General features: G+C 41.0%; 18 protein-coding genes. 14 read left to right on the top strand and 4 right to left on the bottom strand.

What is annotated here, in order from left to right:
• The first annotated feature begins 3 nt into the window (after positions 1–3).
• The 7 genes from EQG61_RS11300 to EQG61_RS11270 all read left to right on the top strand — a co-directional run bounded on the left by EQG61_RS11300 (position 4) and on the right by EQG61_RS11270 (position 3,934).
• The gene (locus EQG61_RS11300; protein ID WP_129462050.1) at positions 4–930 is read left to right on the top strand and encodes an alpha/beta hydrolase; all 927 of its coding nucleotides are present in this window, start codon (positions 4–6) and stop codon (positions 928–930) included.
• Positions 931–1,082: 152 nt separating this feature from the next.
• Entirely contained in the window at positions 1,083–1,454 is a 372-nt protein-coding gene (locus EQG61_RS11295; RefSeq protein WP_129462049.1) for a hypothetical protein, read from the top strand.
• A gap of 16 nt (positions 1,455–1,470) precedes the next feature.
• Positions 1,471–1,971, top strand: coding sequence for a hypothetical protein (locus EQG61_RS11290; RefSeq protein WP_129462048.1), 501 nt, complete (start codon positions 1,471–1,473; stop codon positions 1,969–1,971).
• A gap of 47 nt (positions 1,972–2,018) precedes the next feature.
• Positions 2,019–2,414 (top strand): hypothetical protein, encoded by a 396-nt coding sequence (locus tag EQG61_RS11285; RefSeq protein WP_129462047.1) that lies wholly within the window; start codon positions 2,019–2,021, stop codon positions 2,412–2,414.
• 69 nt (positions 2,415–2,483) lie between these two features.
• On the top strand, positions 2,484–2,996 hold the full coding sequence (locus EQG61_RS11280) for a DUF2004 domain-containing protein (RefSeq protein WP_129462046.1): 513 nt from the start codon (positions 2,484–2,486) through the stop codon (positions 2,994–2,996).
• Positions 2,997–3,016: 20 nt separating this feature from the next.
• Complete coding sequence (locus EQG61_RS11275; RefSeq protein ID WP_206733886.1) at positions 3,017–3,574, top strand: hypothetical protein; 558 nt, start codon at positions 3,017–3,019, stop codon at positions 3,572–3,574.
• 3 nt (positions 3,575–3,577) lie between these two features.
• Complete coding sequence (locus EQG61_RS11270; protein WP_129462045.1) at positions 3,578–3,934, top strand: bleomycin resistance protein; 357 nt, start codon at positions 3,578–3,580, stop codon at positions 3,932–3,934.
• Positions 3,935–3,955: 21 nt separating this feature from the next.
• Here EQG61_RS11270 and EQG61_RS11265 read toward each other — a convergent pair whose 3' ends face one another.
• Entirely contained in the window at positions 3,956–4,336 is a 381-nt protein-coding gene (locus EQG61_RS11265) for a YegP family protein (RefSeq protein WP_129462044.1), read from the bottom strand.
• A 270-nt stretch (positions 4,337–4,606) separates the two neighbouring features.
• Between EQG61_RS11265 and EQG61_RS11260 the strand changes: the two genes are divergently transcribed.
• From EQG61_RS11260 to EQG61_RS11230, 7 genes are all read left to right on the top strand, one after another.
• On the top strand, positions 4,607–5,107 hold the full coding sequence (locus EQG61_RS11260; protein ID WP_129462043.1) for a hypothetical protein: 501 nt from the start codon (positions 4,607–4,609) through the stop codon (positions 5,105–5,107).
• A 195-nt stretch (positions 5,108–5,302) separates the two neighbouring features.
• A complete protein-coding gene (locus tag EQG61_RS11255; protein ID WP_129462042.1) occupies positions 5,303–6,028 on the top strand; it encodes an LOG family protein in 726 nt (241 codons plus the stop codon).
• A gap of 283 nt (positions 6,029–6,311) precedes the next feature.
• Positions 6,312–7,745 carry an MBOAT family O-acyltransferase gene (locus EQG61_RS11250; RefSeq protein WP_129462041.1) on the top strand — a complete coding sequence of 478 codons (1,434 nt, stop codon included), beginning with the start codon at positions 6,312–6,314 and terminating at the stop codon, positions 7,743–7,745.
• Positions 7,745–8,644: a hypothetical protein gene (locus tag EQG61_RS11245; RefSeq protein WP_129462040.1), complete on the top strand. Its 900-nt coding sequence runs from the start codon at positions 7,745–7,747 to the stop codon at positions 8,642–8,644. The genes EQG61_RS11250 and EQG61_RS11245 overlap by 1 nt, the downstream gene beginning before the upstream one ends.
• A complete protein-coding gene (locus EQG61_RS11240) occupies positions 8,634–11,441 on the top strand; it encodes a gluzincin family metallopeptidase (RefSeq protein ID WP_235829061.1) in 2,808 nt (935 codons plus the stop codon). Before EQG61_RS11245 ends, EQG61_RS11240 begins: the two co-directional genes overlap by 11 nt.
• Before the next feature lie 178 nt (positions 11,442–11,619).
• Positions 11,620–14,022 carry an alpha-ketoacid dehydrogenase subunit alpha/beta gene (locus EQG61_RS11235; protein ID WP_129462039.1) on the top strand — a complete coding sequence of 801 codons (2,403 nt, stop codon included), beginning with the start codon at positions 11,620–11,622 and terminating at the stop codon, positions 14,020–14,022.
• Positions 14,023–14,100: 78 nt separating this feature from the next.
• Entirely contained in the window at positions 14,101–14,958 is an 858-nt protein-coding gene (locus EQG61_RS11230) for a helix-turn-helix transcriptional regulator (protein WP_129462038.1), read from the top strand.
• Positions 14,959–15,131: 173 nt separating this feature from the next.
• Here the strand turns inward: EQG61_RS11230 and EQG61_RS11225 are convergent, their stop codons facing one another.
• The 3 genes from EQG61_RS11225 to EQG61_RS11215 are packed head-to-tail and all read right to left on the bottom strand — an operon-like array spanning position 15,132 to position 26,092.
• A complete protein-coding gene (locus EQG61_RS11225; protein ID WP_129462037.1) occupies positions 15,132–17,006 on the bottom strand; it encodes an OmpA family protein in 1,875 nt (624 codons plus the stop codon).
• A gap of 10 nt (positions 17,007–17,016) precedes the next feature.
• A complete protein-coding gene (locus EQG61_RS11220) occupies positions 17,017–17,970 on the bottom strand; it encodes a PorP/SprF family type IX secretion system membrane protein (protein ID WP_129462036.1) in 954 nt (317 codons plus the stop codon).
• A gap of 10 nt (positions 17,971–17,980) precedes the next feature.
• Positions 17,981–26,092 (bottom strand): gliding motility-associated C-terminal domain-containing protein, encoded by an 8,112-nt coding sequence (locus tag EQG61_RS11215; protein WP_129462035.1) that lies wholly within the window; start codon positions 26,090–26,092, stop codon positions 17,981–17,983.
• Positions 26,093–26,156 lie beyond the last annotated feature (64 nt).

Raw genomic sequence — 26,156 nt, 5'->3', positions numbered from 1 at the left:
ATTATGAAAAAAACGAGATATACATTGGTGCTCCTGTTACTCACGGTGAGCCTTTACGCACAAACACTTTATACCAAAGCCTTTGGCAATCCACAAGATAAACCGTTGTTGTTTTTGCACGGCGGTCCCGGATACAACAGTGCGAGTTTTGAATTTACTACCGCCCAGCGTTTAGCCGACCAAGGGTTTTATGTGATTGTCTATGATCGTCGAGGTGAAGGGCGCAGTACCGATCCCAATGCCGAGTATTCGCTGGCAGAAGCGGGTGCCGACATTCAAACGATCATGGAGCAATATAAAGTGTCAAAAGTCCATTTACTCGGGCATAGTTTTGGGGGAATTCTTGCCGTCAAATTTGCGCGTATTCATCCCGAATTGGTGCATTCGGTGGTATTAATTGGAGCGCCTGTTTCCTTGCAAGAATCGTTTACCCAAATCATTGCGCGTTGCAAAACCATTTATGAAACCAAGAATGATATATCTAATTTGAAGTACTTGGGACTTTTACAAGAAATGGACAAAACCTCCATGATGTATGCTTCCTACTGTTTTATGCATGCCATGAGGAACGGATTTTACAGTCCGAAACAACCCACCGACGAAGCAAAAGCACTGTATGCCAACATGAAAACGCAACCCGAATTGACGAAATGGGGCGGACAAATGACCCAAGAGGCGCCTTTAGGATTTGCTAAAAATGATCAGTATACAACCTTAGATTTAACAGAAAACATCAAGCAATTGGTGGAGAAAAAAATGCCTGTTTACGGATTTTATGGACAAGAAGACGGGTTGTATTCTGAGGCACAAATTAAAAAACTGGAACAACTCTTACCTGAGAAACAGCTGTATTATTGGACACAATGTTCGCATAGTGTTTTTATTGATCAGCAATCTAATTTTATAGCGACTTTAAAAGCAATCCTTTAACAAAAATTAAAAATCGATTCAAAATTTTTAGTAAAAAGTTCAAAAATGCGAAATGACAACTAGGAAATACGCAATTCCATTCCGATTACATTAAAAAAAGTTTAATTTTGCAGTTACAAAAATGAACAATTCCGATTGTACGGTTAAAAGCCATGAAGCATTTTTATCATCAGACTTTTTTGTTTTGGATCATCACAAAATTCCTTCTAGCAATTGCCGGACTCGGAAGCATGTATAGCTTATTTACTTTAGAAACTGGAATACAAAGCTTTGAATTTATCGCCAATTTAGTAATTCTCATGTATTGTATGCTATTGGGATACAGCGGATATTCAGACATTCGTAGTCTAAAACCCAATCCTAGCATTCGCACCTTGACAGGTGCCATTTCTGTCATTATTGGCATGGCCATTATTGCGTTGATTGTACTGAACATCACACGCAATGGATTTGTTGCTTTCCTATTGGCACTATGGCTTTTTCTTTTAGGAATTTACGAATGGATGCAAGTGGAGCGAAATTAACTTAACCCATACGGCTATGCGTAAATGGTGCCTTCTTTTATTCTTTCATGCCGCTTTGTTGGTCACTGGACAAAATACTTTGGATTTATCAAAACCTTTAGTCCTCGGTCATTTCGATGAAAACCAACATTTCATTTGGGAAGTCAACAAAACGGATTTGAGGGAACAAATCAATACTCTTGTTGGACCCAGTTCGTCTCCCTTCACTCAAATTGCCTTAGCCGAAGAAAAAAATACTCGGTCTCAAGAATCGCTTTTGTTTTTGGAATTGAAATCCGAAAAGGGACAACGCATCTTTTACAAATGGTTGGTACAAAAAGGAAATCAAATCATGTTGGGAAGTTCCGATGACTTTACCTACCAAGCATTAACGAATTTTATTATTTGCGAGGGGGTGTCTAATTGTGCGCCCGAACTGTTATACGACGGCACTTCGTACGAACTATCCTGTCAAAAATCCAACTACTTTTCTAACGAAACAAATTGTAAACGTACCGTAGGTCGGTTTGTTCCTTAAGCAATTTACGTTGGGATTTTGCGTTGTGCTTTTATAATATAAAACGTATGACTTTCCGAATTACCCTCCTATTTATGCTCTTCACCCAGGGAATCCTATTTGCCCAAACAGCTTGGCTTGAAAATGGCACCTATCAAATCGTCGATGACGGACCTGCCGATGAAATTAATCCCGAATTGAAAATAGTGATTTCAGGCGAAAAATGTACCTTTTACAACGGCGGTAGTCCGCTGGAAACTACCGTAGAGTGGCTCCCTGACCATTGTTTCAGAATCCCTGGTTATACGTTTCCTATCTCGTCCGAAAATATACCTGAAAGTGTACTAAAAGAACCCAAACCCTTTATCCGACTGGTAAAAAAACAAGATACATTTTGGTATTTTCAAATGGAATTGCCCGGTGACTCGATACCCATATTAAAAGGGAAGTTGATAAAAATTTAAACCAAGGAATCGATATTGATTCCTTTTTTTTATATTTATTGAAAATAATTTAAACGCCATTCAGCGGCTATGCATAAAACGACTTTTCTCTTTTTTTGGCTACTACTTCAAGTACAAGCGCAATCGGGACTGCCTTTGGTAAAAGGATTTGAAAAAGCAGACTTCACCCATCCGGATCAACAGGAATACCAAAGAAGTTGGGTTGTCAATCAACGCTCCATTGTCTTGGATATTTATTTTGACAATCCCCAAACCAATGCCGAAGAATTACAGCAAATCAATGCCTTTATTGCACAAATAGACACTTGGGACAACCAATTTTGTCAACAATTCAAAACGGACATTCAATCGGGAACCAAAAATATGGTCAGGGACTATTTTGAATTTCATAGTGAACTTATCAACGGAAAATCGGATCAATTTCTAAAAATGACCCGTTTAAAACGCATCGGTATTTTTCCCAATTCACCAGAATATTATGCGGTTTTTGATTATTCCTTAGACCCAGAACAAACCGATTATCTATTGGTCATTACCGTAGACAAGAATGGAAAAATACTAAGTATCACTATAGAAAGCTAACCAATAATCAAACTACAAACATGGAAGAAAACCAAAACGAACAAACTGTTGACAATGGAAATGAATTACAAGGTCATGCAACAGAAATACAACCCGTTGAAGAAATTCAAGAAACTTCTGCGGTAGCTACAATTGATCTAGAAGCCTTACAACAAGAGCAAAATTATTTGATGGGAACCTTAGGGGCTCTGGGTGCCGCATTAGTTGGCGCTATTTTATGGGCTGTAGTTACTGTAGCTACCGAACATCAAATTGGGTATATGGCATTAGCGATCGGACTCATGGTCGGATTTGCGAATCGCTTTTTAGGAAAAGGGTTGGAATTAAAATTCGGTATTACGGGAGCATTACTCGCCTTAATAGGATGTGTTTTGGGTAATGTTTTCAGTTTAATCGGATTTGTAGCTCAAGAATTAGGCGTTGGCTATTTTGATGCCTTAAGTTTTATTGACTTTGGATTAATCCCCGAAGCGATGATGGAAGCTTTTAGTCCGATTGATCTTCTTTTCTATGGAATTGCCATGTACGAAGGATTCAAATTTTCGTTCCGAGTAGTGGAAACGGAAGAAAATGCATAAATTATGATTACTGCTGTTATTTCCAAACTCCCGATGCGAAACCGCCAAGTCACCTTGGATTTTTATACCCAATTGTTGGGGTTTCGGGAGTTGGGAAATGCTTTTTACCCTTATTATTTAATGTTGGAACGTGACAGCCATGAACTCCATTTTTTTCTTCATGAGACATTAAATCCCAAAGAAAACGACGGTCAATTGTACCTTCGTACAACAGCAATAGATGCGTTATACAACGAATACTTATCCAAAAACACACCGATTCATCCCAATGGTGTTTTGGAAACGAAAGCGTGGGGACAGCGGGAATTTTCGCTATTGGATCCTGATCACAACCTTTTGACGTTTGGGCAAGCGATCTGACCTAAATATTGGAGTAACTTATCAAGACGCTTCAGGCATTCCAAACACTTCTTCTTCAGTAGGAAAAACCGTTTCTAATTCAGAAAAATCCAACACTTCGGCGGAAGCTACACTTCGCACAATTTCATCAATTCCTTTTTGCAATAAGCGTTCGGTTGTAAACTTGCGGCTCGTTGCCAATACCAATCCGTCCTTGGACAAACGAAAAAACAACTTTCCCCCACTCGCTTTTATTTTAGTAAACGTAAACCAATCGGTATTTTCTTTGATACCGGCAATCATCCGTTCGCAATCCGCTTTTTGTTTACAAGCGATACTCGTGAACACGGTTTTCCCTCTGCGTGAGGCAAATATGAATTTATAATCTCCATTAAGTCGTTTACTGATGACAAAAGCACCCATATTTGGCTGGTTAGTTATTGGTTGGTTACAAAAATAGAAGTCCCCTATTTTGTTTAACCCAAGCCGTGTAAAAGTTATTAAGAAATTTTATCAACAATAAAAATTGAGTAACCAAGTCAACAAATCCAATGATTTACAATCAAATAGGTTTTTTCCTATTGAAATAGGGTGAAAAAACAAATGTTAAATAGGACAAATACGTAGAATTTCGTATTACAAAATTGTAGAACTTTTCTTATGTTTGTTCTACTAAGCCCCAATTTAGAAACTATGACGTACAAGGATTTTGAAATTAACCACAATTTCATTGTTAAGGCCCAGGATTTCCTGGAGAAAATGGACCCCGTGCACTACACGCCTTTTCCTGAAATGAATGTTCATCTGTACAATATGTTCAGTCAACATCGGGAAAAGATTAAAACAACGTATTTCAAAGCAATTTTACAAGACTTGAAACAAGGGCAGTACAAAAACCTTTGTGGTTATGTTTTGTTCATTGTTTTGGATCCTTTTGAGGAATGCGATGCCGTGCATTTTTTAGACATCTTTCATGCCATTTCAGAAGCGATGGAACACCATGGAAGCAATCAGTTGCTCCTTGAATATTTAGGATGGCAATTGGATTTCACGCTAAACGAAGGGTTGTATCTTGACAACCTCGAGCAGTACAAAGAAATTTTCCAAACCCTACAGCGTCAAGTCGCACAAGTCGACGAGATGGACGAGTACCAAATTCGAAAGAAAATTTATGCGATTTTAGTAAATCCATAGTTAAAGAGGGGAACCGGTCGCAAGGCCGGTTTTTTTAGGTCTAAAATTTTCACTTCCTTAAACAAAATAAAGTCGTATCTTAGCACGCTTTTTTTTAGCCCGGGTTGAGCCATTGTTGGAGCTCGCCCGAAGGGAAGCGACTGGCGAAGACCGGAAATAGCTCCAAAAAAATAAAATAAAAAACCATTCAGCAATATGGCATTTGACGATTACAAAAATGAAGATGAACGCATCCAGGATAAGCTAAAACAAAAAACCTGGAACGAAATTCGCACCAACGATTCTTGGGCGATTTTCAAAATCATGTCCGAATTCGTAAACGGTTACGAAACCATGGCCCGCATTGGTCCTTGTGTATCGATTTTTGGATCGGCGCGAACCAAACCGGATCATAAGTACTATTTATTGGCCGAGCGCATTGCTTACAAAATCAGTAAAGCCGGTTACGGTGTTATTACTGGTGGCGGACCCGGTATTATGGAAGCGGGAAATAAAGGAGCGCATTCTGGCGGTGGAACTTCAGTAGGTTTAAACATCGAATTGCCGTTTGAGCAACATTTCAATCCGTATATCGACAAAGATAAAAACTTGAATTTTGATTATTTCTTTGTTCGAAAAGTAATGTTTGTCAAATATTCGCAAGGATTTGTGGTGATGCCCGGCGGATTTGGAACGTTGGACGAATTGTTTGAAGCGATTACCTTGATTCAAACGAAGAAAATTGGAAAGTTCCCAATTATTTTGGTGGGAACCGAATTCTGGTCCGGACTACTCGACTGGATTAAATCGGTGATTATTGAGAAATACCACAACGCCAATCCCGAAGACATGAACTTAATCAAAGTGGTCGACACCGAAGACGAAGTGGTGGAAGCCCTCGACAACTTCTACAAGAAGTACAATTTGAGTCCGAACTTCTAAAAAAACAGTTTGATACAAAAATCCAATAGTCCCGCTGTTGGATTTTTTTTATTGTCGTTGGTCGAAGTGAACAAATAGCGTACTTTTGCACGCGGTTTCAGGGGGCAGAGTTCAGTGTACAGTATACAGAGCTCAGTATACAGAGCTCAGTAATCAGTGGGAAATCTCCAATTTTGTAGACGAATAACTGAGAACTGTTGACTGATGACTGACAACTGTTGACTGTTGACTGACAACTGTTGACTGTTGACTGATGACTGATGACTGAAAACTAATTACTAAAATGTATTTCAACTCTTTCCATTTTGCGGCGTTTTTACCGATAGTCTTTATCCTGTATTGGGTAATTGGCGGTCGCCGTCGTGAGGGACAGAATCTGCTCTTGATTTTGGCGAGTTATTACTTTTATGCCTGTTGGGATTGGAAGTTTTTGTTCTTATTAATATTCTCAACATTACTCGATTACAGTTGTGCTTTATTGATTGAAAAACAAGATTCCCGTGCGGGCAAACTGCGTTGGTTATGGTTGTGCGTGGGCATCAACGTGGGATTCTTGGGGATTTTCAAATACTATAATTTCTTTGCCACTTCCTTTGCAGCGTTACTATCCGGATTTGGGTTTCAAGTCCACCCCTATGTATTGGATGTTATATTGCCGGTAGGGATTTCATTTTATACTTTTCACGGATTGTCCTACATCATTGACATTTTCTACGGACGAATTAAAGCCGAGCGGAATTTTGTGGATTATTCCTTGTTTGTGAGTTATTTTCCGCTACTTGTTGCAGGTCCGATCGAGCGCGCCACCCACCTACTCCCGCAATTAAAAGTGAGACGCGATTTTAACTTTGAAAAAGCCAAAGAAGGCGTTTTTCAAATCATTTGGGGATTGGTAAAAAAGATTGTCATTGCCGATTCGTGTGCCAATTATGCCAATGAAATCTTCAATCATGCGGGGTCGATGAACTCCCTTTCACTGATTTTAGGTGCTGTGTATTTTGCGTTTCAAATATATGGTGACTTTTCCGGCTATTCCGATATCGCGTTGGGGACATCGAAATTGTTTGGCATCGATTTGTTGAAAAACTTCAATTACCCTTATTTTTCGAGAGACATTGCCGAGTTTTGGCGCCGTTGGCATATATCCTTATCCTCATGGTTTCGGGATTATTTATACATTCCGTTGGGCGGGAATTCGGGCGGCAAAGCTATGCGCATTCGCAATACGTTCATCATCTTTTTGGTCAGCGGATTTTGGCATGGAGCCAATTGGACTTTTGTTATTTGGGGGTTGATTAATGCGTTGTATTTTTTACCCTTACTCTTACTCAACCGCAACCGCAAAAATGTGGATGAAATCGTACTCCGACCCGATTGGGAATCGGTGCAAACTGTATTCAACATCTTGATAACATTTGCGTTGAGTTGTTTGGCTTGGGTTTTCTTTCGCGCCGAATCCCTTTCCAAAGCCTTGGAATACCTCAAACGTTTATTTACCAATGGTCAATTCCAAGTTCAATATTTTGCTATCGAACGATACAATTATGAACTATTGGCGTTATTGGTCGTTTTTGTGGGATTTGAATGGGTACACCGGTACCGTATCGAACCGATTTCTGGCCGCTGGAGTTGGGTCAAATTGAGTCTATGCTTGGCAGCATTATTGGCATTAGGTGTTTATTCCGATTATAAGAACTTTATTTATTTCCAATTCTAATGAAAAAGTTTGTCCTCTTTTTATTGAAAATCATCGGATTGGGAATCATCACCTTAATTGCCCTGGATGCCTTATATACTTCGGTGTACACAAACAGTTCGGTAAAACGCAACAAAATCAGTTACCTCTATGATTCCAAAGACTTGCACTACGATGTCGTCTTTTTGGGTTCGTCGCGGGTCAACAATCATTTTGTACCTGAAGTCTTTAACAAAGCGGGATTAAAATCCTACAATTTCGGACTCACCCGCTCGCGTTTGGAGGAATCGGCCTTGATGTTGGAACTCATGATTGAGCGCCATTACAAAATCAAGACCTTGATACTTCAAGTGGATTTGAACATCAATACCAACGACCATTCGGAAGCGATTCGTTCTTTATTCATGCCCTATTTACATCAGTCGGAGACCATTCGAAATTACTACCAAACTATTGAGGAATATCCCTATTTACTGTACATTCCGTTTTACCGCTACATGCATTATGATGCGCGTACGGGTTTTCGAGAAATGTGGAAAACTTTGAAGCAAGAACCCACCAATCAATTGGATAACGACGGATTTTATCCATTGTTTCAAAACCAACATCCTTTGGTTCCCGCCGATTTAAAAAAATACAGTCCGAAGCGCAACATTGCCTACGAAAAAATTAAACGCCTTTGTGCTCAACATGGGATTCGACTCATTGCTATGACTACTCCCATTTGTACTGAAACAATTAACCGAGAATATTTCGATCAGATTAAAAAGGTTTACCCCGAAATTCTTAACTTTGAAAATGCCGTAACCGAAGACAAGTATTTTTCGACCTGCGGTCACATGAATAAAGACGGGGCATACAAATTCACGCAAGTGGTTTTGGATAGCCTTTTTAAACCCCAATCGAAACTTGAAAAGTAAGTTAAATTTCACCGCTCTACTCTTGTGGTTGCCGCTATGGCTCAATGCGCAGCATTACTCCAAACTCACGGTAGACTATGTCCCTGAAAAACAAACTTTGAATGTGTACCAGGAACTTACTTTTGTCAACACTACAAAACAACCGCTTACCACCATTTACTTAAACGATTGGAACAATGCCTATTCGGACCGATCGACGCCGCTTGCCGACCGATTTGCCGATGAATTTGTGCGCAGTTTTCACGTGGCGACCGAAAAAGAACGGGGCCAAACCCATACGTTAACTGTTATTGATGACAAAAAATCCTTATTGGATTGGAACCGACCTGCCAATCATCCCGATATTGTGGCCATAAAGTTGTCCGAACCATTGGCGGCTGGCGCTAGTGTTCACTTAGACTTGTCCTATTTTTTAAAATTACCCGATAAAAAATTTACAGGCTACGGCTTCAATGACGCGGGTGAACTGTTTTTGAAACAATGGCTATTGCATCCTGTTATGCAGCAAAACGGTACTTTTCTGCTCTATAGCAATTTAAATATTGACGATGCCGCCAATGCTCCAATGACCGTTGATTTGCGCATTCGTCCGCAGGGTTATACAGCTATCAGCGACTTGGAGCAGCTTTCCTATTCGGATACGGAATATGAATTTAGGGGCAAAAACCGACTGCAAATTCACTTGTATTTGACCAAAGAGCGGGAATACCTGAGTTTCAATAATGAGAAATTAGAAATTACAACGAACCTAAATGACCGTCGCATCAACGACATTCAAAAGGCATTATTGGTTGAGAAAATTCAAAATTTTGTCACCGCACATTTGGGCGAATCACCCATTGGAAAAATCACGGTAACCCAAAGTGATTATGAAGTTAATCCGTTTTATGGCCTGAATCAGTTGCCCAATTTCATCCGCCCTTTTCCAGATGATTTTGTGTACGAATTGAAATTTCTAAAAACGTATTTGTACAATCGTTTGAAAACCACTTTGCAACTGGATCCTCGAAAAGACAATTGGTTGTTTGATGCCATTCAGGTGTATTTGATGATGGAATACATCGATGAACATTATCCCGATGCCAAAATGATGGGGGCGCTGGGAAAAATTAAATTACTAAAAGGGTACAAAATTCTTTCTTTGGATTTTAACGAGCAATACAGTTATTTCTACATGCTGATGGCTCGGAAGAATTTGGACCAACCCTTGGGCGATTCCAAAGATAAATTGTTGAAGTTCAATGAAAAAATTGCTTCGAAATACCGTGCCGGACTCAGTTTTAAATATTTGGCAGAATTTTTAGGAAAAAGTAGTTTGGACCAGAGTATTGCCGCTTTTGTGACAGAAGCACAACAACGACCGGTAACGGCATCGGACTTTCAACAAATCTTAGAACGTAATGTTGGGCAACCTTTGGATTGGTTTTTCAAAACGATTATCCAGTCACGTGAAATCATCGATTACAAGTTTGAAGATGTTCAAAAAACCAAAGACAGTGTGTCGTTCCGACTCATGAATCGCACCCAGGTATCGGTACCGATTCCGGTTTATGGAATCAAGAAAAAAGAAGTGGTTTTCAAGCAATGGATTACCCCCATTGGAAAAGATAGTTTGTATACGTTGCCCCGCAAAGACGCCGATAAAATTGTTTTGAACTATGAAAATTTAGTTCCTGAATACAACCAACGTAACAACTGGAAATCCTTAAAACCCTTTATCATTTCGAATCGTCCCATAAAGTTACGCTTGTTCCGTGATTTGGAAGATCCGTATTTTAATCAAATTATGTACATGCCTGTTTTTGGGTATAATTATTACGATGGAGTAATTTTAGGAATGAGTTTGAACAACAAAACCGTTTTGGACAAACCGTTTATCATTGAGGCTATTCCCTCCTATTCGACAACTTCGTCCTCTTTGTCGGGCAGTTTTAATGTGATGTTTAACAATTACATTCGTGAAGGCCGCTTGTATTCCTTGCGCTACGGAATTGGGGGCAGTCATTTTCGATATGCTCCGGATGCTACATATGAAAAATTAACGCCGTTTGTGAACATTCGAATTCGGGAAAAAAATTTCCGAGAGAATCACATGATGTACTTGAATGCCCGTCAAGTGTATGTGAACCGCCAACCTAGTAATTATGTGGTGACTACGGGTGCCAATAATTATTCGGTATTCAATTTACGATTTACCGATGCCAATTCGACCATTACCAAAACATTCACCTACAGTTCCGATTGGCAATTTTCGTCCCAGTTTATCAAAACTTCTGGGGAATTGGTCTACCGTCAATTGTTTCAAAACAACCGCCAATTGAACATTCGATTTTACGGTGGCGTCTTTTTGAACAACAAAGACACCCGCGACTATTACAGCTTTGCGTTAGAACGCCCGACAGATTATATGTTTGATTATTCTTTTTTGGGACGTTCAGAAAATACCGGATTTTTTAGACAACAATACATCACTGCCGAAGGTGGATTTAAATCGCGTTTTACCGAACAATTGGCCAATCATTGGTTGGTTTCTACCAATATTAGCGGGAGTATTTGGAATTGGATTGAAGCCTATGCCGATTTTGGTATGCTAAAAGACAAAGGCGAAAATCCGGAGTTTAAAATGGATAGCGGAATTCGATTGAATTTAGTAACCGATTATTTCGAACTCTATTTCCCGGTTTACTCAAGCAATGGTTGGGATATTGGACAAAAAAATTATGGGGAACGTATCCGATTTGTGATTACTATTAATCCTAAATCATTATTGGGGCTATTTACTCGAAAATGGTTCTAAATCGACAAAATAAATTTACATATCGCATCGTTTCATTGTTTTTTTTAGATAAAACAAAATAAAAACTTAAAATACAACGGTTATTTTGAGGATAGTTTAAAAAATAATTATCAACAGACTAACCAAGCTATGTAGAAATTATATAAATTTGTTACTTGCACAGTATTGATCAAATTCTATGACAGAAACTCAACCTAAAGTGGAAATTACTTTTGAAGATTTTAAATCGGAAGTGATTCAAGATTATACCCTAGCCCGAGTAAGCCGTGAATGCAGTTTACTGGGACGAAAAGAGGTGTTAACCGGAAAAGCAAAATTCGGAATTTTTGGTGACGGTAAAGAAGTACCGCAGTTGGCTCTTGCCAAAGCCTTTCAAAACGGGGATTTCCGTTCGGGTTATTACCGGGACCAAACTTTTATGATGGCTATTGGGGCTTTGAACATTGAACAGTTTTTTGCCGGATTGTACGGTCATACCGATTTGGATTTTGATCCTATGAGTGCAGGTCGCCAAATGGGCGGTCACTTTGCCACACATTCTTTAGATGAAAACGGGCAATGGAAAAATTTGACCCAACAAAAAAACTCAAGTTCCGATATATCGCCAACGGCGGGTCAGATGCCCCGTTTGTTAGGTTTGGCGCAAGCGTCTAAAATCTACCGTCATGTAGAAGGCATTCAACAAGATAAATTTTCGGTGAATGGAAATGAAGTCGCTTGGGGAACCATTGGAAACGCTTCGACTTCTGAAGGTTTATTCTTTGAAACCATCAATGCGGCAGGTGTATTACAAGTGCCGATGGTCATGAGTGTTTGGGATGATGAATACGGGATTTCTGTGCATGCTCGTTACCAAACCACCAAAGAAAGTATTTCTGAAATATTAAAAGGATTTCAACGTGAAGAAAACGGTTCGGGCTATGAATTGTTTACTGTTAAAGGTTGGGATTACCCCGCTTTAGTAGATACCTATCAAAAAGCGGCTGCTATTGCGCGCACCGAACATGTTCCGGTGTTAATCCATGTGCAAGAATTGACTCAACCGCAAGGTCACTCGACATCGGGTAGTCACGAACGTTACAAAAACGCCGATCGTTTGGCGTGGGAAAGTGAATTTGATTGTTTGAATCAGATGCGCCAATGGATGATTGAAAGCAATTTAGCGACAGCGGAAGAATTGGATGCCATTGATGAACAAGCCAAAAAAGAGGTTTTAGAAGGTAAAAAAGCTGCCTGGTCTGCGTTTATCAACCCGATTAAAGCCGAGCAAAAAGAACTTTGCGAATTGCTAGCAACAGTAGCTTCAGGTAGCGCCAACCAAGTTTTTATTGAAAAAATGGCCAACGACTTGGCTTCGATCAAAGAACCCATTCGTAAAGACATCATTACCACCGCGCGAAAAGTTGTGCGAATGGTAATTGGCGAAAACGGACAAACGATTATAAATAATTGGATTGCTTCTTACACTGAAAAAATCCAACCCAAATACAGTTCGCATTTATTTTCAGCATCTTCAAATAATGCATTGTCAGGCACTGCTGTTGCGGCGACCTATGATGCATCGGCTGAAGAAGTCGATGCCCGTTTGGTTTTGCGTGATAATTTTGATGCCTTGTTTGCCAAATATCCAGAAGCCTTGATTTTTGGGGAAGATTCGGGGAATATTGGCGATGTGAACCAAGGTTTGGAAGGAATGCAACAAAAATATGGTGAATTACGGGTAGCCGATGTGGGGATTCGTGAGGCAACCATTCTAGGGCAAGGAATTGGAATGGCCATGCGCGGTCTTCGTCCGATTGCTGAAATTCAGTACTTGGATTACTTGCTGTACGCCATTCAAATCATGAGTGACGATTTAGCCACGCTACAATACCGCACAAAAGGTCGTCAAAAAGCACCGTTAATTATTCGTACACGCGGTCACCGTTTAGAAGGCATCTGGCATTCGGGATCGCCCATGGGAATGATCATCAATGCTATTCGCGGTATCCATGTCTTGGTTCCCAGAAACATGACCAAAGCCGCCGGTTTTTATAATTTATTAATGGAAAAAGACGAACCCGCATTGATTGTGGAATGTTTGAATGGGTATCGTTTGAAAGAAAAAATGCCAACGAACTTAGGTGAATTCAAAACGCCTATTGGGGTTGTTGAAACCCTAAAAACGGGAACCGACATCACCTTGGTTTCTTACGGGTCCACTTTGCGTTTGGTAGAGCAGGCGGCTAATGAATTGGAAGCGGTTGGAATTAGCTGTGAAATTATTGACATTCAATCGTTATTGCCTTTTGACTTGAATCACGACATCGTGAAGAGTTTGGCCAAAACCAATCGTCTTTTGGTAATTGATGAAGATGTTCCAGGCGGAGCGAGTGCCTATATTTTACAAGAGATACTTGAAGTTCAAAAAGGCTATCAATATTTGGATAGTGCGCCACAAACGTTGGCTGCTAAAGCCCACCGACCTGCTTATGGTACAGATGGGGATTATTTTTCAAAACCTTCAGTTGAAGATATCTTTGAAAAGGTGTACGAAATTATGCACGAAGCCAAACCCAATACCTTTGCAAAATTGAAATAATACAAAATCCCGAGCTTTTCGGGATTTTTTTTGGTCTTTAAAATGCATTATTTTCTATATTGCTAAAAAATAAAATCCATGAACCGACTCGAACTGCCGCACGTATTCATCAATCCAGACCTTTCGGTACCCGATGTAGTAAGTTTAAATTACAACGTACAAGAAGCGCATACCAAAACTAAAATCACTTTACATCACAATGTGGTGAGTTTGATTTTGGAAGGCAAAAAGGAATTAGCCCACAACAATACCACGCAAATTGTGGATGCCAAACATTTTATTTTGGTCAAAAATGGGAACTGTTTGATGTCGGAGCATTTATCCAAAGAGCATCAGTTTCGGAGTGTATTGTTATTTTTTAACGACCAGTTTCTTCTCCGATTTGAGATGAAATACCCCCAGTATTTTGACGGACAAGTTCCGGACAAATCCGTAATGGTACTCAAAACTGACGAATTTATTGAGAGTTACAGTACGTCGATGAGTTTACTTAATGAAACGGGGAATGCGATTGGTCCTGATTTTATCGAACATAAATTAGAGGAATTGCTGTTGTATATTGCTCAAAAATACGGACCAAAAGCTTTATCGATTTATAAAAGCAGTACATCAAGAAAATTAGATGCCGAACGCCGTTTACGAAACATTGTTGAGAAACATGTGTATGCCCGATTATCCTTAGAAGAATTGGCTTTTCTATGTCACATGAGTTTATCGACTTTTAAACGGGAGTTTCAACGTATTTTCAATACATCGCCCAGCCGTTGGATCCAAGAAAAACGCTTGGAGCGCTCGCGTGAATTATTGGTTCGAGAAAAAGAACGCCCGAGTGATATTTACCATAAAGTGGGATATGAAAGTTTATCCAGTTTTACCCAATCGTTCAAACAGAAATACGGTATTACACCCAAACAATTTCAATTGGACAAAAATTGAACTTTTAGCTATATTTTTTGAACTTTTACAATAATTAAAATCGTAAGAATAAGCCTAAATTTGAGTGGTTTTATTACACAACCATAGATTACATCTATATAGAGTTGTCTATGGGTTTCACACTCTAATTTTACAAAAAAGCCGGAAGTATACTTCCGGCTTTTTTATTTTAATTATTTCAAGATTCTAAATTCGCATCGTCTATTGATGGAGTGTTCGGCTTCAGTACAATTATCACCACATTTCACGAGCGGCATACTTTCACCAAATCCTTTATGACGTAAACGATTTCTATCTACACCTTGGCTTACAATATACTCTAATGTTGAAGCAGCACGATTATTCGACAGCATTAAATTATAGGTTTCTGTAGCACGGGAATCGGTATGCGCACCAATTTGAATTTCCATACGGGGGTATTTTTTCATTAATCCAACGAGTACATCTAATATTTTAGCGGCATCGGGTTTGATATCCCATTTGTTTAAATCGAAATAGATATTCTCCAATTCAATATATACGTAACCGTCGGTTTTGGTTACTACAATATCTTCAGCATCATCATAGGATTCTACAATCAATTCAATTTCAAATCGTACATTACCTTCCTGATCGGTCATGAAAAATTCGCTGTGGGGAATATATAAATCACGAATGGCTTCGATTCGGTATTTTTTGTTAGGTTTGGTATTGAAGAAATATTCTGCATTGGAACCCACAACCATTTGTCCGACCAAAACGTCGTTTTCATCATACAGACTGATTTGCGTTCCAGGCAACAACTGTTTGGTCACTTTATCTTTCACATCACCTTCAACAATATAGCGACGCTCGTTATCTTTACGTTTGAAACTGTATAAGTTATCATAACCTTTGCGATTAGAAGACAAATAGCCATCTTGTGTTTTTTCATTTAACACATAACCAAAATCATCATAACCACTATTGATGGTTTCCCCTAAATCCAACGGTTTCATCCATTTTCCATCCGCCATTTTGGTCATGTAAATGTCTAAACCACCCATACCTTCGTGTCCGTTGGAGGCAAAATATAACGTACCGTCACTAGTCACAAAGGGAAACTGTTCCAAATGGGGTGTATTGATAACCTCACCTAAATTTACAGGTTCACTATACGTACCGTCCTCTTTCACATCTACATAATACAAGTCGAACGACCCTAACCCACCGGGACGGTCACTGGAAAAGTATAACTTTTTGCCATCGGGAGTCAAATACGGATGTTGTGTTGAAAATTCGGCACTACAAAAAGGCAATTCGGTGACATTTTTCCAATCATTATCGATCCATTCTGCTCTGAAAATTTTTACAGAAGCAAATTTATCATCACCCACTTTCACTCGTTTATCATTGGTCCGACTGAAATACATAATTTTTCCATCGGCCGAAAACACGGCATTACTTTCGTGGGTTTTGGTATTGATTGATTTGGGAAAAGGCATGATGTTTTCCAATTGATTGTCTTTGTTCACCGTAGCTTCAAACAAGTCCAAATAGGGTTTGTTGTTCCAACCGTACATAGACGATTCCGCTGAACGCAACGAAGCAAAAACAACTTTACCTTCTTTGTAAAAGGAAAGTCCGAAATCCCCAGTATCATTGGTTTTAGTCATGAGTTGCAATTCATAATCAAAGGGAACGATATTGCGAAGGTTTTCAATAAACAACTGGGTATTCACTTCGTATTTTAAGTATTCCCCCATGATTTTATCTGCTTTTTCGTAATCTTTAATTGCTTTTAAAGCATGCGCATAACGAAAATAATATTCAGGGGTAACCGAATCTTTGTATTGAAAAAAGAGTTGACCGTAATTTTTAACTGCGGCATCCATTTGAGCATTATAAAAATAGCAATCCCCCATATTTTGCAAAATCACACGATTGGGCTTTAAGGTACTGTACATTTCAGCCGCCTGAACATAGGATTTATTGGCAAACAGTTTATTCGCAAACTTAACGGATGGTTTTTTCTGAGCAGAAGCAATCAGAACGGAGCACAAGGCTACAAATACATATAATTTTTTCATAGTGATCCGATTAGAAGAAACGTGGTGATTTATCATATCCATTACCGGCACTGTTGCTACCGGATTTACTCAGGTTAAACAAAACCATAATTTCATGGGAACCCGAATTGAATCGGCCCAAATTACTGAGGGTATAATCATAAGCATACCCGATGCGAAGATTTTGGGTAATTCTAAAATTAACCAATCCACTTAAGGCATCGCCTACACGGTATCCTACACCCATTTCCAACATATTATTGTACAAAACATTGGCTGTTACATCAAACGATAATGGGGTTCCTGAAACTCCTTTAGCCATAAAAGCTGGTTTGAATTTGAATCGATCATTAATCTCAAATACATAACCACCGGTTAAGAAATAGTGCACTTCCTCTACCCCTGTTCGTGTCAATCCATCTTTGGATTCCAAATGTTTGGTTCGAAGTAAATTAGGAGCTGATAAACCCACATAGTATTTATCCCCAAAATAAAAGGTTCCTACCCCTACATTGGGATAGGTGCGACTCAAATTATTGGCAAAAGCTTGATCGGGCAAAGGATCGGAATATACAAATCCATTAAAATTGGTGCTAAAGAAGGTTGCACCCGCCTTTAAACCAAAGGACAATTTATGCGTCTCACTTACGGGCAATACATACGCAAAGTCAGCAAATACATTGCTTTCTTTTACTACATCCCCAATTTGATCGTGGATAACGGACATCCCCGCTTCCATCCGTTTTTTCAACGGAACATGCGCGAAAAATGTCCCTGTGGTAGGTCCGCCTACAGAGCCCACCCATTGCGCGCGGTACAATCCTCCTAAATTAATTAGATCTTCATCATCCGTAGCATAAGCGGGATTGAGCACACTCATGTTATACATATACTGCGTATACTGTGGATCTTGTTGTGCCTGAGATTTACGAGCACAAAGCAGTATACCTGCGAGAATAATATATTTTAAAACATTTCTTTTCATACGTATCCAATTATCTACTTAAATAAAGACGGCCTTGAATAGGAGCTCGTGAACCATCGTTAAAATTCAATATGTAAAAATATACACCGGCTGGAGCGTAACCATTACCCATGTTGGCTCCCTCAGAAGACTTACCATTCCAATTTGGATTGTTTCGGTTTCCATTAAACAATACATTACCGTATCGGTTAAATATCTCGATAGAGAAATTCGGGTAATTCTCAATGATATTTTTAATCACAAACTCGTCATTGACACCATCGTTATTGGGTGAAAATCCATCGGGAATAATAATAGCATCTGGTAAACATTGTTCCAAAATAACAGTAACCGCTAATCGTGTACTTTCACAACCTAAAGCCGATACTGCTGCAGCATAATACGTAATTCCGTCTTGTAGTAAGTCTGCTGCATTTAAAGCCGTTCCACCACTTGAGGTGTTGTACCAAACAATCGTTCCATTACCTGAAACTTGAGCAGTTAATTCAGCTATTGTTGCATTGGCATCGTTACAGAAGGTAGCACTTCCAGTTAAAGTAGGCTCAGCAGAATTTTCAACGGTAAAACTAACTGCTGTAAAATTCAACGTACTGTTTCCACACGTTGTAACTTGTGAAATAATATCCGTAATGGTCAATTGATTCGTTCCTGAAGCGATTAATGCTGCGGCAGGAATTGTAAAACTTCCCCCTCCATTATTAATTAATACATTCACATTTGTCGTAGATGCATTCGCACCTGAAAGTTGGTAGGTTAATGTATAGTTTCCATTCGCCAATGTTGTTGCACCAGCAATGATTACCATGGCATCACTGCCCAAACAAATTGAACTTACCGTTACCGAAGCACTAGATAGTGTCGGTAAAGGTAAAATTGTAATTGTAGTTGTTGTGCCAATATTGGAGGTTGTACAATTTCCATTGATAGCTGTCACTGCATCTAAGGTTATAGTCACTGCTCCTGGAGTTTGGAAATACGATCCAGGAATTGTGAATTGTCCGTTTCCTGATGTTATAACTACTGTAGTTGATGTTCCTGTAGATGGTGTTGCATTGGTAACACTATAATTAAAAGTGTACGATCCGTCAACCAATGTACTTCCTGTTATTGATACCACAACAGCCGAATTTTGACAACTATTTACAGCTGTAATTGTACCTGGGCCAAAACTTGGTGGTGGAGTTAAATTCACCGTAATTATTGCAGTATCCGCGTTACAAGTACCTGTACCTGCAACGGTATAAGTATACTGACCAGCTGGATCCAATCCTGGATTAAATACACCAGTTCCACTTGCTAACGGTGGCGACCATGTCCCCCCTGTTTGTGCTGTTGTACCAAGTGCAGTAAATAAATCCGATGGAGTTGCATTCGCACACAAAGTTACTGTGGCGTCTGAACCAGCATTTGGTCCCGGTGTTAGCGTCACATTAACTGTAGCTGTATCATTTCCACACGGAGCAATTCCTGTAATAGTATAGGTATACGTTCCAGCGGCATCCACAGCTGGATTAAAGATTCCAGTTCCACTAGCCAAAGCAGGAGTCCATGTACCACCTGTTTGAGGTGTTCCGCCTAAACTCGTAAATAAATCAACTGGGGTAGCATTCGCACATAGTGTTAATGTGCCATCTTGTCCGGCATTAGCAATTGGGTTCACCGTTACTGTGGCACTTGCCGAACCTGTAAAACATGGAGCAATTCCGTTTACCGTATAGGTATAAGCCCCTGCAGTGTCCAACGCGGGGTCAAAAACACCGGTTCCACTGGCCAAGGCTGGTGACCAAACACCACCGGTTTGAGGCGTACCCCCTAAGAAAGTAAATAAATCGGCAGGCGCACTGTCGGCACAGAAATTAGCCGTACCGTCTGTACCTGCATTAGGTGCCGAGATGATGGTTACAGTAACAGTAGCTGTATCATTGCCACAAGGGGCGATTCCTGTAACCGTATAAGTATAGGTTCCTGCCGTATCCACAGCGGGGTTAAAGATTCCCGTACCACTTGCCAACGCTGGAGTCCATGTCCCACCTGTCATCGGAGTACCAGATAAACTATTGAATAAATCAACCGCTGCAGCATCTGAACAAAGGGAAAGGGTTCCATCATTTCCGGCATTAGGTATTGGATTGATAACCACTGTAACTGTTGCCGAATTAACAGTACAAGGTGCAGTTCCAGTTACCGTATAGGTATAAGTTCCAGCAGTATCAATTGCTGGATCAAAAACACCTGTTCCACTGGCTAAGGCTGGAGACCAAGTTCCTCCTGTTTGTGGTGTACCTCCTAAGAAGGTAAATAAATCGGCTGAAGTACTATCGGCACAGAAATTAGCCGTTCCATCTGTACCCGCATTAGGTGCGGTTACAATAGTTACCGTTACTGTTGCAGTATCATTACCACAAGGAGCGATTCCCGTAACGGTATAGGTGTAAGTTCCTGCTGTATCCACAGCGGGATCAAAGGTTCCTGTTCCACTAGCTAAAGCTGGAGACCAGGTTCCACCTGTCATCGGACTACCACCAAGACTTGCAAATAAATCTACTGGTGTAGCATTGGAACATAATGTTATCGTTCCATCTGTTCCGGCATTCGGAATTGGATTAACAATTACAGTAGCGGAAGCTGTAGCATCAGAACAAGGTGCAGTACCCGTAACTGTATAAGTATACGAACCTGCAGTATCTATAGCGGGATCAAATATTCCTGTTCCACTGGCTAATGCCGGTGACCAAGTTCCACCCGCTTGTGGTGTTCCACCTAAGAAAGTGATCAAATCAGCTGGAGCGCTATCAGCACAGAAATTAGCCGTACCATCTATACCCGCATTAGGTGCAGTGATAATAGTAACGGTAACTGTAGCGGTATCATTACCACAAGGAGTAATTCCTGTAACAGTATAAGTATATGTTCCTGCTGTATCGACCGATGGATCAAAAATTCCTGTTCCACTCGCTAAAGCCGGTGACCAGGTTCCTCCAGTCATCGGACTACCTCCAAGACTAGCATATAAATCAACTGGAGCTGCATTAGAACATAATGTAATCGTTCCGTCAGTTCCGGCATTCGGAATTGGATTAACAATTACTGTAGCGGAAGCAGTCGCATCTGCACAAGGTGCCGTGCCTGTTACGGTATAGGTATACGATCCTGCAGTGTCTATTGCGGGGTCAAATACGCCCGTTCCACTAGCTAATGCTGGTGACCATGTTCCTCCGGTTTGTGGAGTACCTCCTAAGAAAGTAAATAAATCCGCGGGAGCACTATCGGCACAGAAATTAGCAGTACCATCTGTTCCGGCATTGGGAGCTTGAATAACTGTAATGACTAAAGTCGAACTGTCGGATCCACAAGGGGCATCGCCGATTACAGTATAAGTATAAGTCCCAGCAGCATCAACTGCAGGATCAAATTCGCTAGTTCCACTCGCTAAAGCTGGTGACCATGTTCCATTTGCATCGGGTGTGCCTCCAAGAACAAAATATAAATCGACAATTCCTGAGTTGGAACAAACTTCTAAAGTTGCATCATTTCCTGCAAAAGGAATTGGATTTACAGTTACGGAAGCAGTTGCAAAGGCAGCTGCACAAGGTGCACTTCCAGTTACAGTATAGGTATAAACACCTGCTGTATCTACTAAAGGATCATAAACACCAGTTCCACTTACTAGAGCCGGTGACCAAGTCCCTCCCGTTTGAGGTGTTCCACCTAAGAAGGTAAATAAATCCGCAGGAGCACTATCCGCACAGAATGTGGCTGTCCCATCAACTCCTGCATTAGGGGCTGGAACTACAGTGACAGTTACTGTAGCAGTAGCTGAACCACAGGGTGCAATTCCATTGACCGTGTAAGTATAAGTTCCCGAAGTATCTACACTTGGATTGAATACTCCTGTTCCACTTGCTAGAGCTGGCGACCAAGTCCCTCCTGTTTGGGGAGTTCCACCTAAAAGTGTAAATAAATCCACAGAAGCATTATTGGAACATAATGTAATCGTTCCATCATTTCCAGCATTAGGTAACGGATTAACCACAATGGTCATCGTAGTCGTCACTTCACAATTTGCTGTTGAGTTGGGTGTAAAGGTATACGTCGTTGTGGCATTGTTATTTAATGCGGGCGACCAAGTTCCCGTAATTCCGTTATTCGAAGTCGTTGGTAAAGCCGCTAACATACCCCCTTGACAAATCGGAGCTACTTGAGTAAACGTAGGTGTCACATTCGGGTTCACCGTGATGGTCATGGTAGCGGTTGTGGCACATTGACCAGCTGACGGTGTAAACGTATAGGTTGTTGTGGAATTGTTATTCAATGCAGGCGACCAAGTTCCCGTAATTCCGTTGTTCGAAGTCGTTGGCAATGCCCCTAAGGTTCCGCCTTGACAGATTGGTTGTACTTGGGTAAATGTTGGTGTTACATTCGGGTTCACAGTGATGGTCATAGTCGCTGTTGTCGCACACTGACCTGCAGTTGGTGTAAACGTATAAGTTGTTGTGGCATTGTTATTCAATGCAGGCGACCACGTTCCTGTTATTCCGTTGTTCGAAGTCGTTGGCAAAGCTGCCAAAGTTCCTCCTTGACAAATCGGCGCTACTTGGGTAAATGTTGGCGTCACGTTCGGGTTCACGGTGATGGTCATCGTGGCCGTAGTCGCACACTGACCTGCAGTTGGTGTAAACGTATAGGTAGTTGTAGCATTATTATTCAATGCGGGCGACCACGTTCCTGTTATTCCGTTGTTCGAAGTCGTTGGCAAAGCCGCTAATGTTCCGCCTTGACAAATCGGAGCTACTTGGGTAAACGTAGGTGTCACATTTGGATTCACCGTGATGGTCATCGTGGCAGTAGTCGCACACTGACCTGCTGTTGGTGTAAACGTATACGTTGTTGTCGCATTATTGTTTAATGCAGGAGACCACGTTCCCGTTATTCCGTTATTCGAAGTCGTTGGCAATGCCGCTAACGTTCCGCCTTGACAGATTGGAGCTACTTGGGTAAATGTAGGTGTCACGTTCGGATTCACCGTGATAGTCATCGTAGCCGTAGTCGCACACTGACCTGCAGTTGGTGTAAACGTATAGGTAGTTGTAGCATTATTATTCAATGCAGGCGACCACGTTCCCGTAATTCCATTATTCGAAGTCGTTGGCAATGCCGCTAAGGTTCCGCCTTGACAGATTGGTTGTACTTGGGTAAATGTTGGTGTTACATTCGGGTTCACCGTGATGGTCATCGTAGCCGTTGTCGCACACTGACCTGCAGTTGGTGTAAACGTATAGGTTGTTGTGGCATTGTTATTCAATGCGGGAGACCAAGTCCCTGTAATTCCGTTATTCGAAGTCGTTGGCAAAGCCGCTAACGTACCGCCTTGACAAATTGGAGCTACTTGGGTAAACGTAGGTGTCACATTTGGATTCACCGTGATGGTCATCGTAGCCGTTGTTGCACACTGACCTGCACTTGGGGTAAACGTGTAGGTTGTCGTTGCATTGTTATTCAATGCAGGCGACCACGTTCCTGTGATTCCGTTATTCGAAGTTGTTGGTAAAGCTGCTAACGTACCGCCTTGACAAATAGGAGCCACTTGCGTAAACGTAGGTGTTACATTCGGATTCACCGTGATGGTCATGGTAGCCGTAGTGGCACACTGACCTGCTGTTGGTGTAAACGTATACGTTGTTGTCGCATTATTGTTTAATGCTGGAGACCAAGTTCCTGTTATTCCATTGTTGGATGTTGTTGGTAATGCCGCTAACGTACCTCCTTGACAAATTGGCGCTACTTGGGTAAACGTAGGTGTTACATTTGGATTCACCGTGATGGTCATGGTAGCGGTAGTCGCACATTGACCTGCAGTTGGAGTAAATGTGTAGGTTGTTGTGGCATTGTTGTTTAATGCTGGAGACCACGTTCCTGTTATTCCGTTGTTCGAAGTCGTTGGCAAAGCTGCTAACGTTCCGCCTTGACAAATCGGAGCCACTTGCGTAAACGTGGGTGTCACATTCGGGTTCACCGTAATTGTCATCGTGGTTGTGGTGGAACACTGACCCGCTGAAGGTGTAAATGTATAGGTTGTTGTATTGTTATTATTTAAGGCTGGCGACCATGTTCCTGTTACCCCATTATTTGAAGTAGTAGGCAATGGTGATAAAGTAGTTCCTCTACAAATAGGCGGAACTTGCGTAAACGTTGGCGTTACATTCGGATTCACTGTGATGGTCATCGTAGCCGTTGTGGCACATTGACCTGCTGTTGGTGTAAACGTATACGTTGTAGTGGCATTGTTGTTTAATGCGGGAGACCACGTACCTGTAATTCCGTTATTCGATGTCGTTGGTAAAGCCGCTAACGTTCCGCCTTGACAAATAGGCGCTACTTGTGTAAACGTTGGCGTTACATTCGGGTTTACTGTAATGGTCATGGTAGCATTGTTCGCACATTGACCTGCACTTGGTGTAAATGTATAGGTAGTCGTTGCATTGTTATTCAATGCGGGAGACCAAGTTCCTGGAATACCATTATTCGATGTAGTAGGCAAAGCCGCTAATGTTCCGCCTTGACAGATGGGCGCCACTTGTGTAAATGTAGGTGTAGTTGCAGGAGTAATGGTCACTGTTACAGTCGAACTAGAATTGGCACAAGGAGCTATCCCTGTCACAGTATACGTGTATGTTCCCGGGGCATCTACTAAAGGATTAAAAACCCCTGTTCCACTCGCTAAGGCGGGTGACCAGGTTCCCCCTGCTTGTGGTGTTCCCCCTAAACTATTGAATAAATTCACTGAAGGTCCGACAGCACAAACCGCAACATTGCCATTTGTTCCTGAATTAGAAGCTTGATTAACCGTTACCGTAACTGTTGCCGTATCATTAGGACATCCGGGCGTACCTGTAACCGTATAGGTATAGGTTCCTGAAGTATCTACAGCAGGATTGAAAGTATTGGTTCCACTAGCTAATGCAGGAGACCATGTACCACCTGACTGTGCCCCTGCACCCAATAATGTAAATAAATTAAACGGTGCATTGTTTGAACAAACCGTAGTTGATGCATCATTACCTGCATTTACAGGATTAGAAATCGTTATGGTTACTGTTGCAGTATCCGTTGGACAGGCTGCATTGGAAATTGAATAGGTGAAAACATACGGACTTCCCGCAGCCGTTAATGTGGAAATATTAACCGTACCTTGATCTCCATTAGTTGTTGGTAACGGACCCGTCCATGTTCCTCCATTTTGCGGAGTACCCCCTAAGAAACTAAATAAATTTCGAATTGGATTTGTTGCCAAATCATTGGAACAAACGGCAAAAGCACCATCCGTACCCGCATTATTGGGTTGCAACAATTGAACTGTTACCTCCAAGCGATTGACACTCTCACAAGGCGGATCCAATGTCGTAGCATAATAATTTTCACCATCAACTAAGGGTGTATTAGGATCTAAAATTACTGCTGACGAAATCGTTGAATACCAATTATTGGTCCCACTAGCTTGTAAATCAGCAATAGTTGGAGTATTCCCATTTAAACAAAACGATTGTAAAGCAGGACCTGTAGGCACAGGAACAACACCAACTGTTACAAAGACTGCTAAACGAGAGGTTTCACAACCCGTATTGGGATTGGTCTGACTTGCATAATAAATGGTATTATCCACCAAAACAGTGGTTGTAGGTAATGGAGTTCCACCTGAGGAAGTAGTATACCATTGTATATTATTCCCAATGGCAATCAAATTTGCAATTGTTGCTTGATTGGGATCATCCACACAAACACCTTGGAAATTCTGTCCAGTAGGAGCAGCAAAAATAGTTACCGTAACAGGTTGACGAGTACCACAATTACCAGCTGAATTATCAGCATAGTAGGTAGCGCCATTCGTTAGACCCGTTGATAAACTCAAGGGAGTAGTTGAAGTGGTCGAACTAAACCATGCGACTCCTCCCCCATTATCCGTTGCCGATAAATTGGCAATTGTGGGCGACTCCGTATTACAAAAAGTTTGGCTGGAGTTGGTTACTGTTGGACATTGTGCCGAAATAACTTGATTGTACATCAAAAAGAGTACAATTAAAATTCCTTTTCCGGTCGTGTACAGTTTGCGTAATGACTTATTCATAGGCAAAATCAAATTTTAGAATGTATTCACACTTCTTTTTGATTTTCCATACCCAAGTCGAAAT

The organism is Flavobacterium stagni (genome assembly GCF_004122105.1).
Taxonomy (GTDB): domain Bacteria; phylum Bacteroidota; class Bacteroidia; order Flavobacteriales; family Flavobacteriaceae; genus Flavobacterium; species Flavobacterium stagni.
This window is presented reverse-complemented; position numbering and strand designations above follow the sequence as displayed.